Below are 12,390 nucleotides of genomic sequence, written 5' to 3' on the forward strand. Positions count from 1 at the left end.
GGTGACGGTGGAATAAAGGCGAGGCCGCGCTATAGCGCCCTGCATGACCAGCCTCGCCGACCTGCAGGACGAATATGCGTTCCTCGAAGCCGATGACCGCTACCGCCTGTTGATCGATCTGGGCCGCGGACTCGAGGAGATGCCCGAAGCGCTCAAGACCGATGCGACCCTGGTCCGCGGTTGTTCGGCCTCCGTCTGGGTCTATCCCACAAGGCGCGACGACGGCACGCTCCACTTCCTCGCCGATTCCAACGCGGCGATCACCAAGGGCATCATCGCACTGGTGCTGCTTACGGTGCAGGACAAGGCCCCGGCCGAGATCCTGGCGACCGATATCGAAAGCGCCCTCGCCCCGTTCGACCTGAAGAACCAGCTCAGCTCGAATCGCACCCAGGGCATCCCCAACATGATCGCCCTGGTGCGCGAAACCGCGCGGCGCTACGCGGCAGGCTGAGCAATCCTATTCTTTCCTCGGCGAAGGCCAAGGCCGTCCTGGACCCCGGCCTTCGCCGGGGAAAGACGAGCCGGTCACCAACCTGCCCCACCCCACCCTTGCAATGTAGGATTTCGCCTGCTGGGCTGGCGCAGCCGGCCCCATGGCCAGCCGCTCTTTGACCCTGTCGGAAGAATAGGATCACGCACGCGCAACAAGGTTGCGAGATGCGCGGCATTCCCGAGAAATTAGGGAGAATAAGCCCGGCTGGAACCCGTTCTTGGCCTGTACTTCGTGTACTTTGGCGAGTCGTCGCCCCTTCGATGTTGGAAGGCTCAGCCGCGCTTGAGGCCCAGTTCCCCGGCCACGCCGTCGAGATCGGCACCCTTTGGCACCAGCAGCCATTCGCCCGGCCCGCCGGCGTCGATCACCGTCACCGCGCCGCGCGGGCAGACGCCCATGCACTTCACCTCGACGATCCCCGCCTCGGCCTTGCGACCCTTCTTCAGGCCGAGATGCTTGCGCAATGCCTTGGCGAGCGATTGCCTGCCTTTCGGCCCGAAGCCGCCGTCCAGCTTCTTCGAGCATTTGGCGCAGACCAGGACGGCATGTTCCCAGTTGGAATGGACGCGAAGCTTGCTCAATCGCCCTTCCAGGTGCGCCGCTCCTCGGCGGCCTTGAGCACGTCGTATGCAGCCTGGATCGCCTGGAAACGCTTGGCGGCCTCGGCATCCCCGGGCTTCACATCGGGATGATTGACCTTGGCGAGCCGGCGCCATGCGAGGCGCACCGCCTCGAAATCGCTATCGACTTCGAGCTCGAGCACTTCCAGGGCGCGGATTTCGTCGCGCGAACGGCTGCCGTCGCCGGGTCCGGCCCAGCCATTGTACTTCGCCTCGGCAAAGCCCGAGGCATCGCGGCGCTCATCGGCTTCGCGCTTGGCGGCTTCCTCGGCGGTAAGGCCCGCGAAATAGTCCCAGTTGCGGTTGTACTCGGCGGCGTGCGTCTCGCAGAAATACCAGCGCTCGCGGCTGTTCGGCGATTTGGGCGCGGGCCGGTCGCCGGGCTGGTCGCAGCCATGGCGATCGCACATCCGCACCTGCACGGCCTCACGCTCGGCGCCATAGGCGCGCCAGCGCGGAAAGCCCCAGTCGGAAGAACGTGTCGATCGTGCCATCCCGCCCAGATAGACACTCGGCCCGCAGGCGCAAGCGGGTGCGCGCCTGGCGCCGTCCCGTAAAATGATGCCAGAGGATCTATAAGCCGGGTTCTGTCCTCGCCTTTCGGCGATGTGCGACCATTCCTCTAGGCGACGGATTGCTCCGCCGCTCCAGCAACCAACCCGGGCGACGGGCCGGAACCAGGCCCATATGCCGCCCCTATTCGGTCTTGCTCCCGGTGGGGTTTACCATGCCGCTTCCGTTACCGGTCGCGCGGTGCGCTCTTGCCGCACCCTTTCACCCTTGCTGGCCCCGAAGGACTTAGCGGTCTGCTCTCTGTGGCACTTTCCCTGGGGTCGCCCCCGCCGGGCATTACCCGGCACCGTGTTTCCGTGGAGCCCGGACTTTCCTCGCGTGCTTGCGCACCCGCGGCCGCCCGATCCTCTGGCGGTGCCCCGTCTAGCGCCGCCGCACGCAACTGCAAGTGTTCAGGCGCCTTATTCCGGGTCGACGGTGCGCATCGCGGTGCCCCAGGCCATCACTTCCACCTTCCAGGTGACATTCAGCCCGGACGCCAATGCGATCTTGCGATAGTCCGATCCCATGCCCACCACATCGTCGGCACCGCGCACCTCCGCGATCCGCCGGACCGCGTCGGTCGCCTCGCTGACGGTCGGAATGTTCACGGACGAGGGCACTTCGCCCTTGGCATCGGCGCGTGCCACGCCGGAAAGATAGGCCTGGACCGGACCCAGGGATGTCGAACCGATATTGCTCAAGGCGAAAACCTCCGCCTTCCTATAGATCATCCTATACTTGCGGAGTTCCGCATGAATTTAGTGCACGGCTGCGTAACCAAATCCGGCTCAGTCATCGCCCTGCGGCTTGGGCAGGAGCAAGGCGAGCAGGAGGCAGCGGCACTCCATGTCGATCTCGCCATCGATCAGCTCGGGACGGAAGCGGCGCTGGAAGGCGGTGACCGCTGCGGTCTCGTCGCTCACGTCATAGCCGAAGCGCTCGAGCGCCATGATGAAGCCGGCATCGGGCCAGCCCGGATCGAGCAGGTTCCTGGTCGGCCGCGGCAGCGCCAGGCGCAGCCGGGCCAGCGCGTGCCAGTTGAACAGCTCGCCCGGATCCTGCTTGCGCGCCGGCGCGACGTCGGAATGGCCGACGACGTTGCCGCGGGTGATCGCGTAGCGTTCCTTGATCTCGGCGACGAGCGGGATCACCGAGCCCATCTGCTCGGCCGAAAAGGGGCGATAGCCATGTTCATGGCCGGGATTGACGATCTCGATGCCGACCGAGGCCGAATTGACGTCGGTGATCCCGCGCCAGTGCGAGCGGCCAGCATGCCAGGCGCGCTTGTCCTCGGGAACCAGCCGGATGATGCTGCCGTCCTCGTCGACCATGTAGTGGGCCGAAACCTTGGCGGCAGGGTCGCGCATCCGCTCCAGTGCGGCCTCGGCGCTTTCCATGCCGGTATAATGCAGCACGATCATGGTGACCGGGAGCGCACGCTCGTCGAAATTCGGCGAAGGCGCATCGAGGAAGACCAGGCCGGTATGCATCGTCGCCGACGCTACCCCTGCTTGGCCATGGCGATCAAGCCGTTGCGAGCAACGTCCCAGGTGCCTCGACCCGGCGATAGAAGCCGCGATACTTCTCGCACGGGGTGAAATGGTCGGTCTGGCCGATCACCGTCTCGCCCGCACCAAGCGCGAGCAGGCCGCCCGGACGGATCGCCGAAGCCAGTGTGTCGAACACCTTGCGCCGCACCGCGACCGAGAAATAGAGCATCACGTTGCGGCACAGGATGATGTCGAAGCATCCCGCCGGCGCCGCATCGAGCGTAAGATTGTGCTGGCGAAACTGCAGCTTGCGGACCAGCTCGGGCTTGGCGACCCAATCGGCGTTCACCGAATCGAACCAGGTCATCATCCGGCGCACCGGCAGGCCGCGCTGGATCTCGAACTGCGAGAAGCGGCCGCTGCGGGCACGCGCCAGCGCCGCCGGCGAAACGTCGGTCGCCACGATCTCCGGATCGGGCATTTCCCGCTCGGAAAAGAGCATGGCGAGGCTCAGCGGCTCCTGCCCGGTCGAGCAGCCGGCGGACCAGATGCGCAGCCGGCGGTGACCGGCCTCGGCCTGCATCGCCTGCGCGGCATCGGCGATCATGTCGAGCACCGCCACGTCGCGGAAGAAGCTGGTTTCCTGGTTGAGCAGCGCATCGACCACCTGGTCGGCCAGCTCCCCGGTCCGCGCCGCAATGAGCTGGGCGACGAGCTCGTCGAGGCTGCCCAGACCGCGTTCCCGCAGGATCGGCTTGAGCGCGGTCTCGATCCGCCAGGTGCGGTTCGCTGCGATCTGCTGGCCGGCGCGCTGCTCGAGCAGCGCCGCGATCATGTTCATCGCGCCTGCCGAGGCGATCGGCGTGCTGCCCGGGATCATGCGCCGCCTCCGCCGCGCGCGATCAGCCGGCCGATCTCGTCCGGCGGCAGGATCGCGCTGACCCGGCCGGCATTGGCGACGGCGCCGGGCATGCCCCACACCACCGAGCTTGCCCGGTCCTGCGCCAGCACCTTGGCACCGGCGTCGATCAGGTCCTTGGCGCCTTCGCAGCCATCGCGGCCCATGCCGCTCAGCACCACGCCGAGCGCGCGGGCGCCGAACACTTCCGCGACGCTCTCGAACATCGGGTCGACCGAGGGCATGCAGCCGCTCGAGGCCTTTTCATGGGTCAGGCGGATCGCCGCGCCATCGGACATGCGGACCACGCGCATATGGGCATCGCCCGGCGCCACGATGATCCGGCCGGGCCGGATGCGCATGCGATCGGTCGCGACCTCACAGGGGCGGCCGCCGAGCACGGCGAGCTGCGTCGCGAAATAGCTCATGAACGAGACGGGCAGATGCTGGGTCACCAGGATCGGCACGCGGAAACTGGCCGGGATCGCGCGGAGCAGCTGGCTGAGCGCGTGGATGCCGCCGGTGGAGGCGCCGATCGCGACCAGGTCGAAATTCTCCGGGGCCTGGACCGGAAACTGGTAATGCGGGTGATGCGCCACTGCGGCCGGCTCGGCATGGCTGTGGTGCGCAGTGCCGGCAAGCGGAAGATGGGCCGGTTCGGGAAGCGACTGCACATGCGCCTCGAGCAGGCGCGAAAGCCGCTCCTCCAGCACTTCGGCGAAGCGGCCGCCGAATGCGCCGATTCCGGGCTTCACCAGCGTGTCCGCCGCGCCCAGCGCCAGCGCCTGCACGGTCACCGCCGCGCCCTGCTCGGCCGCCGAGGAAACGATCAGCACCTTGGCGCCCTTGCCCGCCGCGATCACGTCGGGCAGCGCGGTGATGCCGTCGATGCCCGGCATCTCGATGTCGAGCAGGATGATGTCGACGCTGTTGGTCTTCAGATAGTCGAGCGCGGCCCGCACATCGCTATAGGCGGCGGCAACGCGAAAGCGGCGCGTGCCTTCCACCATGCGCCCCAGCACCGAGCGTGCGACGACCGAGTCATCGACGATCAGCACCTGCGCCGGCCCGGCGGTGGTGCCGCTGAACCCGGTTTCCGCAAGAGTTGCGTGCGCCACCTTGGGCTCCTTGGCTGCGCCGCTTACGCGACGCCGACGATCTGCAGCTTGCTTTCCAGCGTCTCGCGGTCGAACGGCTTCATGACATATTCGTCGGCGCCGGCCTCGATGGCGGCGCGGATATAGGCCATGCCGTTCTCGGTAGTGCAGAACACCACCTTGGGGCGCTGCGGAAGCCCGGAATCCTTGAGCGCGCGCAGGAAGTCCATGCCGCTCATCACGGGCATGTTCCAGTCGAGCAGGATCACGTCCGGCGGGGTCTGGAGGCAGGAGTCCAGCGCCTCGCGGCCGTCACCAGCCTCGCGCACTTCGAAGTCGAGCGTTTCCAGGATGTGCCGGGCGACCTTCCGGATCACCTTGGAGTCATCGACTACCAGACAAGTCTTCATTTTCCCCTGTTCCCCGCTTTCAGGTGTCTAGGTTGGGAGTGGACAGTGCACGAAAGATGTGAGTGCGACGTTAATCTTGCGAACTAATTGATCCCGGCATGACCGGGGACGAGGCTGGCGAGATCGATCGCGAGGATCGGTTCGCCGTCGCGCTCGACGATCCCCCGCCCCGCCCCGCGCCAGGCGGGATCGAGCGTGACGCCATGCGCGAGCGGCAGCAGGTCGAACGGCGCGACATCGTCGAGCGCATCGACCAGCATCGCGTAATGATGCCCCTCGACATGGGTGATCACCGCACGGCGCGCCGGGCTGCCGCCCGCCATGCCGAGCGCCGACTGGGTATCGACCACCGTCACCACGCGGCTGCGCAGCGCGGCAAGCCCGCGGACATGCTGCGAGGCGCGCGGCACCGCCGTCACCTCGCCGATATCCACCACCGACTCGACCTGTTCGGAGTCGATCGCCACGGCACGCCCGGCAATCTGGGCGATGAGATAGAGATGCGACATCAGCGACCTGCCTTGCCGGAAACCCGGGCTTCGAGCGCGGAAAGCAGTCCCGCCCTGTCATATCTATAGACGCTATCGTCGCCCAGGCCGCCCGAAGCGCGCTTCTTTCTCAGCCGGACAACCGGCGCGGGGCTGCCCATGGCGCCCTGGTTCTCCTCGGTGGAGAGCACCACGGCCGGCGTCTCGCCCGGCGCCAGGCGCAGCGCGACGCGGTATCCCGAGGCTTCCAGCAGCGGCTTCACGAACGATGCCATCCAGCCGTCATTGTCGCCCGAGATCAGGCAAAGCGGCGGCGCATCCTCGACTTCGCGCTCGGCATGCTCGTCGAAGATCCACAGCATGTCGACCAGTTCGATCTGCTCGCCATCGACCAGCACGACGCCGGCGATCGGCCCCGGTTCGCGGGCCGGCGCGATCTCTTCGGGCAGCAGCACGATGTCGGCGGCTTCCTCGATCGCATAGCTGACTTCGTTGGTGCCGTCCTTGAGGCGCAGCACATTGATCCGCCCGAGCCCGTCCAGGTCGCCATGCGCGGCGAGCGGCAGGATGCGCTCGTCGATGGTCACCCGGAATCGGCCGGCGGCGAAGCGGACATTGGCGGCATCGACCTGCTCGACGCGGTCGACCGCCGCGAGCGGCACCGCCCGGCGCACGCCGTCGAGATCGCGGAACAGCAGCGCCGGCAGGCCCTGCGCGACTTCCACTTCTTCCTCTTCCTCGAACAGCTGCTGACTGTCGCGGCTGAAGTCCAGGCTCGCCGCCTTGGCCATGCCGGCGCAATCGAGCAGCAGCATCGGCAGGCCCGAGTCGGGCAAAGTCTGGCCGGCATAGAGGCCGGTGGACATGACGGCGGGCGAGGCCGGCTTGATGACCAGTTCCTCATTGTCGAGCACCGTATCGACGGCGAGCGCATAGCTCCCCTCGCTCACGCTGACGATCGCGAGCATCTGCCCGCCCTCATCGCGCGCGGTGGTTGCCGGCAGGCCGAGCATGTCGGCGAGATGGATCAGCGGCATGCGGCGCTCGCGCACCGTGGCGACCGGCGATCCGCCGATCGTGTCGACCCGGATCGCATCGCCGCGCTCGGTGACGATCTCCTCGATCGACTGGCGCGGGATCGCGAAGCGCTGGCCATCGACGCCGACTACGATCGTCGAGATGATCGACAGGGTCAGCGGCACATGGATGGCGAGGCGCAGGCCCTTGCCCGGATTGCTGTCGAGCTCGACGCGACCGCCGATCTGCTCGATCGCCGCGCGCACCACGTCCATGCCGACGCCGCGTCCGGAGACTTCGCTCACCACGTCCTTGGACGACAAGCCCGGCTCGAACACCAGGTCGAGCTTCGCCCGGTTCGACAGGCTGCGCAGCTTGGCTTCGTCGCGCCCCTGCGCGACCAGCTTCTGGATCAGCCGCTCGGTATCGATGCCGCGGCCGTCGTCCGCGATCTCGATGATGATCTGGTTGCCCGACTGGCGCGCCGAGACCGACAGGCGGCCATTCTCGCGCTTGCCGCCGGCGCGGCGCTCGGCCGGCGCCTCGATGCCATGGTCGATCGAATTGCGGATGATGTGGACCAGCGGGTCGCGCATCACTTCGATCATCTCGCGGTCGAGCTCGACGTCCGAGCCCTCGACCTGGAGCATCACCGACTTGCCCAGCCCCGCCGCCGTGTCGCGCACCATGCGCGGCAGCGCGGAGAACAGCGCGTCGATCTTCTGCATGCGCGTGCGCGTCACCGTATCGCGCATCTCGCCGACGGTGAGCGACAGGCGCTCGAGCGCCGCCTCGATCGCGGGATCGACTTCGCCCTGGCGCAGCCGCCGGGCCAGCTCGTTGCGAGCGAGCACCATATCCGACATGCCGGACATCATCCGGTCGAGCAGGTCGACGTTCAGGCGCACGCTGCGTGCCGGAGCACGGCTGACGATCGGGCCGGCATGGGCGATTTCCTCGGCGCCCTCGGCAAGCGCGGCGATCAGCAGTTCGTCGCCGCTGTCATCCAGCCCGGTGCCCGATTCGATGGCTTCGACCAGCTCGCCGATCCGGTCGACCACCGCGAGCACGGCATTGACCAGCGCGCGATCCGGCGCGCGCTTGCCGTCGCGGACCTGTGCCAGCACGTCCTCGGCGGCATGGCTGAGGCGACCGAGACGCGGCAGGTCGAGGAAGCCGCAGCTCCCCTTCACGGTGTGCACGAAGCGGAAAATGGCGTCGAGGCGTGCGCGATCGGCGGGATGCGCTTCCCACGCGACGATCTCGCCCGAAAGCGCTTCGAGCGTTTCTCGCGTCTCGGCGATGAATTCCTGCAGCAGGTCGTCCATGGGGCCCCGGAAAGCAAATTTGCGGGGGTCTTGTGCGGGATGGGTGGTTAAAAGGGCGTTAGCTGCTCCGACGAAAGACGCCGGCTTGCGCACCGCGATCGTCCATGGAACCCTGTCCTGCATGGACGGTACGCGCGCTTTCACGAAATCAGCCGGAGCATTCGCCAATTGCGAGAAAGCACCCGACTATGCCGAGCTGACTCCGCTGCGGATACCGGCAGGCTGGAGCATCGGCTGGAACCAGCTCCACCGCGACAAGCGCGTGGAGGACGGCGATTTTGGCGGCTCCAGCGTGTTCTACGCCACGAACCCCGGCAGGCGCTTCGTGATCGACGTGGAATTCCGGCCTGAGCATAACCCCGACGGCCATTTCGAGCTAACGGTGCAATATCAACCCTGGCCACGCGATGCACGCGGCAGGCGCCAGAACGATGCCCCTTTCGCGTTCGACGCCAATGCAAAGCTGATGCACAGCATCGAAACGCGCTCCTATGCCGAGTTGATCGAACAGCTCGAAACCTGGCTGGCGCGCTGCACGATCTGGTCGGTCGAGGGCAACTGACTTGAACCGGGCCTAACGGGCTTCTTCTCCGGCATAGCTGACATCGAGCAGCGCCGTGCCGAGGTCGCCGAGCTTCTGATAGTCATAGCTCCCGTTGGTGAGGACGATTACCGTGTGCCCGTCGGCAAGCACGCGGCGCGCGAGCATCCGGAAGCCGCCGTTCGAGCCATCCTCCCACGCCGCCTCGCGGTCCCTCCCCCCGATCTTCTCGATCCGCACCCGGCCACCCAGCGCATAATGCTGGTCGGGCATCAGCGTGGTCGTCAGCGCCTTGCGCGAGGCCGGGCTGAGAAATCTGCCGTCCAGCACCGCGTTCATCAGCACCAGCAGATCGGGCGCGCTGGTATAGAAACCGCCAGCCATCGCCATGAAATCGGGCACCGGGTTGGGCTTGCGCACCGGCTCGGGGACAAGCGCCGCATAGCCCTGCGCCATGCCCCGCACCGCGCCGGAATCGCCGCGATAGACGCCACTGTCCTTAAGCCCCAGCGGCCGGACCAGCAGCTGCTCGACCAGGGCGGCATAGGGCTTGCCGCTGATGCGCTCGGCAACGGCCTTTGCGATCAGCCAGTTGGAGTGCGAATAGTCCCATTCGGTGCCGGGCGCGAAAGCCAGGTCGCCGCTTGCGTAGCGCCGTACGGCCGCCATCTGCTCCATCTCGATGCCGCGCGTGGCGGGATCCTTGCGCGCCGCCTGGATATCGTTGGGCACGCCGCTCGAATGGCTCATCAGCCGCCGGAGCGTCAGCCGGGCACCGGTATCGGCGCGATAGTCGGGCAGGTAGCGGGTTATCGGTGCATCGAGGTCGAGCCTGCCCTGATCGACCAGCTTGAGGATCACGATCGAAGCGACCCATTTGGAAACCGATCCGGTCTCGAACCGCGTATTCGCCAGCATCGGCACACCATTCGCGGCATCCGCCCGGCCGATCCCTTCGACGAAGCGGACCTGCTTGCCGGTGCCGACCAGCGCGACGCCGTTGAAGCCATCGCTGGCATCGACCAGGTCATGATAGGATTGCGCGGTACAGGGCGTCGCCACGCCAAGCGCCAGCACCGTCCCCGCGATCTTCAAGCCCCGCATACGCCACTCCCATGCCCGCGAACCTCGCAAGCATGTCATGGCGATGCGGATCGTTCAACTACAACTGTAGTCGAATATCTCAGGCGACGCGGAAGCTCGCCCCGAACAGCAGCACCTCTGCATCCGGCGGGCTGACCTGGAGCACGCCGCCGCCCTGGGTCACCAGTGCATGGACAAGATAGGCCGCCGCCGCGCGCGGGGTGATCGGCACATCGTCCTTGCCGCCGGCCAGCGCGCTGCGCAGCTCGGGATCGAGCACGATGCGCGGGCCGTCGGCGCGCACCACGATCTCGATATTCCCGTCGACGATCTCGGCGCCGATATCGAGCTGACCGCCGCGGATCAGTGCGTCGCCGCCGATCAGCGACAGGTTCATCAGCACCTTGATCGCCTGCTTGGGGAGGACAGGATCCTCGACCATCCAGCCGACATTGACGCGGTGGTTCTCGCCGAACAGCCCTTCGATCGCCGCCTGCGCCTCGCGCGTATCCACCGTCTCGCCGAAACCACCGGCCGCGCCGAAGGCCAGGCGGAAGAACTTCAGCTTGTTGGCACTCGCCTTGGCGCTCTCGTTGAGCAGTTCCAGGCAGCGCGCGCGCATCTCGGGATCATGCTCGTCGGCGAGCAGCTCCAGCCCATTGTTGAGCGCCCCCACCGGGCTCAGCAAATCGTGGCAGAGCCGCGAGCAGAGCAGGCTGGCGAAGTCGGTCGGGCTGATGTTCAAGATGAAGGCTCCCCGCAAGGTCGAACCTCTTTGGCGCAGGGCGCGCCATGCTGCAAGCGCGTGCCTGACACGCGACCAAGGTCGTAGCTGTACGCACCACCCGGGTAACGCTACCACCGACGGAAAATAGAATGTGGGAGAGCATATGCGACAGGTCCTGCCCATCCTCGCCGCGCTGCTGGTCGTGCAGCCCCTGCCCGCCCTGGCGCAGGAGAAACCGGCCGCCACGGCGACGTTCCGGATCGACAAGGCGCGCATCGATCGCGCGCTCGCCGATATGGTGGCCAGCGGCCGCGCCACCGGCGTCGAGGCGCTGGTCTGGAAGGATGGGCGCGAAGTCTATTTCGGCGCCACCGGTCTGGCCGATCGCGAGGCGAACCGGCCGTTCAGCCGCGACACGCTGGTGCAGATTTATTCGATGACCAAGCCGGTCACCGGCGTCGCTCTGATGCAGCTCTGGGAACAGGGCAGGTTCGGGCTCGACGATCCCCTTTCCCGCTATCTCCCCGAATTCGCGACGATGCTCGTGCAGGACGGCACCGATGCGCAGGGCCAGCCGGTCTGGCGCCCCTCGAAGCGTCCGGTAACCGTCCGCGACGTGCTTCGCCATACGGCTGGCTTCGCCTATGGCGATGGCCCGAGCAACGCGGAGAAGGCCTTTGCCGCCGCCGATCCGCTTGGCCTCGATCATGATCTGGCCGAGTTCGGGCACCGCCTCGCGCACACGCCGCTGATCTTCGAACCCGGCAGCGAATGGCGATACAGCTCGGCGGTCGATGTGCAGGCGCTGCTCGTCGAGAAGCTCTCCGGCCAGAAGTTCGAGGACTATGTCCGCGAGCACATTCTCCAGCCGCTCGGCATCAAGGAAGCGGCCTGGACCCAGCCGATGGAGCGGCTCGATCGCTTTGCCGCGACCTATATCCTCGGCGCCGACAAGAAGCTCAGCCGCGAGCCCGACGCCATCACCCGCCAGCGCAATTTCCCCAAGCCGGCGATGACCATGGGCGGTGCCGGAATCGTCGCGCCGATCGACGATTACATGCGCTTCGCCCGCATGTTGCTCGGCCAGGGCAGCCTTGACGGCGTGCGCATCCTAAAGCCCGCCACCGTGCGTCTGATGGCCACCAACCAGCTCGATCCCCGGATAAAGGAGCGGAGCTGGCTACCCGGAAAGGGCAATGTCGGCTTCGGCTTCGATTTCGCGGTGCGCGTGGGCCAGCCGCTGACGCCTGACGAGCAGCGCGGTGCGGTCGGCGAGTTCTTCTGGGACGGCGCGGCCTCCACCCTGTTCTGGGTCGATCCCGCCAACAAGCTGGCGGCCGTGTTCTTCGTCCAGACCAAGCCCTTCCAGGTCTCGCTCCACCGCGACTTCCGCAAGGCAGTCTACGGTGAAGCGTATCTCGGGCCGCCCGGGGACTAGGGCTAGACGACCCTGCGGCCCGTGAAGAGCTGGATCAGGCCGACCACGATGGCGATCACCAACAGCAGATGGATGATCCCACCGGCGACGTGGAAGGTGAAGCCCAGCAGCCACAAGACCAGCAGGATGACAACGACGGTCCAAAGCATCGGCACGCTCTCCATTTAGAGTTTTCCCATCAACGGGTTGCGCGAGCGAAACG

Annotated in this window: 15 protein-coding genes and 1 other RNA gene; 3 read left to right on the forward strand and 13 right to left on the reverse strand. The window is 66.8% G+C overall.

Features of this window, described 5'->3' with window-relative positions; all coding sequences use genetic code 11:
* Nucleotides 1-43: 43 nt before the first annotated feature.
* On the forward strand, nucleotides 44-454 hold the full coding sequence (locus AC1RJ5_RS04670) for a SufE family protein (protein ID WP_269574897.1): 411 nt from the start codon (nucleotides 44-46) through the stop codon (nucleotides 452-454).
* 314 nt (nucleotides 455-768) lie between these two features.
* On the opposite strand, the gene AC1RJ5_RS04675 is transcribed toward AC1RJ5_RS04670, so the two are convergent.
* The 10 genes from AC1RJ5_RS04675 to AC1RJ5_RS04720 all read right to left on the reverse strand — a co-directional run bounded on the left by AC1RJ5_RS04675 (nucleotide 769) and on the right by AC1RJ5_RS04720 (nucleotide 8,399).
* On the reverse strand, nucleotides 769-1,077 hold the full coding sequence (locus AC1RJ5_RS04675; protein WP_493111970.1) for a (2Fe-2S) ferredoxin domain-containing protein: 309 nt from the start codon (nucleotides 1,075-1,077) through the stop codon (nucleotides 769-771).
* Nucleotides 1,074-1,610: a J domain-containing protein gene (locus AC1RJ5_RS04680; protein ID WP_184167410.1), complete on the reverse strand. Its 537-nt coding sequence runs from the start codon at nucleotides 1,608-1,610 to the stop codon at nucleotides 1,074-1,076. Before AC1RJ5_RS04680 ends, AC1RJ5_RS04675 begins: the two co-directional genes overlap by 4 nt.
* A gap of 66 nt (nucleotides 1,611-1,676) precedes the next feature.
* Nucleotides 1,677-2,041, reverse strand: an RNA gene (gene rnpB, locus AC1RJ5_RS04685) — RNase P RNA component class A.
* 49 nt (nucleotides 2,042-2,090) lie between these two features.
* A complete protein-coding gene (locus AC1RJ5_RS04690) occupies nucleotides 2,091-2,318 on the reverse strand; it encodes a hypothetical protein (RefSeq protein WP_493111973.1) in 228 nt (75 codons plus the stop codon).
* A gap of 141 nt (nucleotides 2,319-2,459) precedes the next feature.
* A complete protein-coding gene (locus AC1RJ5_RS04695; protein ID WP_493111975.1) occupies nucleotides 2,460-3,161 on the reverse strand; it encodes an N-acetylmuramoyl-L-alanine amidase in 702 nt (233 codons plus the stop codon).
* 34 nt (nucleotides 3,162-3,195) lie between these two features.
* Nucleotides 3,196-4,041, reverse strand: a complete 846-nt coding sequence (locus AC1RJ5_RS04700; RefSeq protein ID WP_184167418.1) for a CheR family methyltransferase — start codon at nucleotides 4,039-4,041, stop codon at nucleotides 3,196-3,198.
* Nucleotides 4,038-5,069: a chemotaxis-specific protein-glutamate methyltransferase CheB gene (cheB, locus tag AC1RJ5_RS04705; protein WP_269576425.1), complete on the reverse strand. Its 1,032-nt coding sequence runs from the start codon at nucleotides 5,067-5,069 to the stop codon at nucleotides 4,038-4,040. Before cheB ends, AC1RJ5_RS04700 begins: the two co-directional genes overlap by 4 nt.
* Before the next feature lie 131 nt (nucleotides 5,070-5,200).
* Complete coding sequence (locus tag AC1RJ5_RS04710) at nucleotides 5,201-5,566, reverse strand: response regulator (protein WP_086129096.1); 366 nt, start codon at nucleotides 5,564-5,566, stop codon at nucleotides 5,201-5,203.
* 83 nt (nucleotides 5,567-5,649) lie between these two features.
* Nucleotides 5,650-6,075 (reverse strand): chemotaxis protein CheW, encoded by a 426-nt coding sequence (locus AC1RJ5_RS04715; RefSeq protein WP_184167421.1) that lies wholly within the window; start codon nucleotides 6,073-6,075, stop codon nucleotides 5,650-5,652.
* Nucleotides 6,075-8,399, reverse strand: a complete 2,325-nt coding sequence (locus AC1RJ5_RS04720; RefSeq protein WP_269574893.1) for a chemotaxis protein CheA — start codon at nucleotides 8,397-8,399, stop codon at nucleotides 6,075-6,077. The genes AC1RJ5_RS04715 and AC1RJ5_RS04720 overlap by 1 nt, the downstream gene beginning before the upstream one ends.
* A 121-nt stretch (nucleotides 8,400-8,520) precedes the next feature.
* Here AC1RJ5_RS04720 and AC1RJ5_RS04725 point away from each other — a divergent pair, with 121 nt between their 5' ends.
* Nucleotides 8,521-8,961, forward strand: coding sequence for a hypothetical protein (locus AC1RJ5_RS04725; RefSeq protein WP_493111978.1), 441 nt, complete (start codon nucleotides 8,521-8,523; stop codon nucleotides 8,959-8,961).
* Between the two features lie 12 nt (nucleotides 8,962-8,973).
* On the opposite strand, the gene AC1RJ5_RS04730 is transcribed toward AC1RJ5_RS04725, so the two are convergent.
* Both AC1RJ5_RS04730 and AC1RJ5_RS04735 read right to left on the reverse strand, forming a co-directional pair.
* Nucleotides 8,974-10,044, reverse strand: coding sequence for a serine hydrolase domain-containing protein (locus AC1RJ5_RS04730; RefSeq protein ID WP_493111980.1), 1,071 nt, complete (start codon nucleotides 10,042-10,044; stop codon nucleotides 8,974-8,976).
* A gap of 79 nt (nucleotides 10,045-10,123) precedes the next feature.
* Nucleotides 10,124-10,768, reverse strand: a complete 645-nt coding sequence (locus tag AC1RJ5_RS04735) for a histidine phosphotransferase family protein (protein ID WP_184167433.1) — start codon at nucleotides 10,766-10,768, stop codon at nucleotides 10,124-10,126.
* A gap of 145 nt (nucleotides 10,769-10,913) precedes the next feature.
* Here AC1RJ5_RS04735 and AC1RJ5_RS04740 point away from each other — a divergent pair, with 145 nt between their 5' ends.
* Nucleotides 10,914-12,188, forward strand: coding sequence for a serine hydrolase domain-containing protein (locus tag AC1RJ5_RS04740; protein WP_342250555.1), 1,275 nt, complete (start codon nucleotides 10,914-10,916; stop codon nucleotides 12,186-12,188).
* Between the two features lie 2 nt (nucleotides 12,189-12,190).
* Here AC1RJ5_RS04740 and AC1RJ5_RS04745 read toward each other — a convergent pair whose 3' ends face one another.
* Nucleotides 12,191-12,337 carry a lmo0937 family membrane protein gene (locus AC1RJ5_RS04745; protein WP_269574889.1) on the reverse strand — a complete coding sequence of 49 codons (147 nt, stop codon included), beginning with the start codon at nucleotides 12,335-12,337 and terminating at the stop codon, nucleotides 12,191-12,193.
* Nucleotides 12,338-12,390 lie beyond the last annotated feature (53 nt).

The sequence above is a fragment of the Sphingomonas sp. GW822-FHT03G08 genome (genome assembly GCF_058801135.1).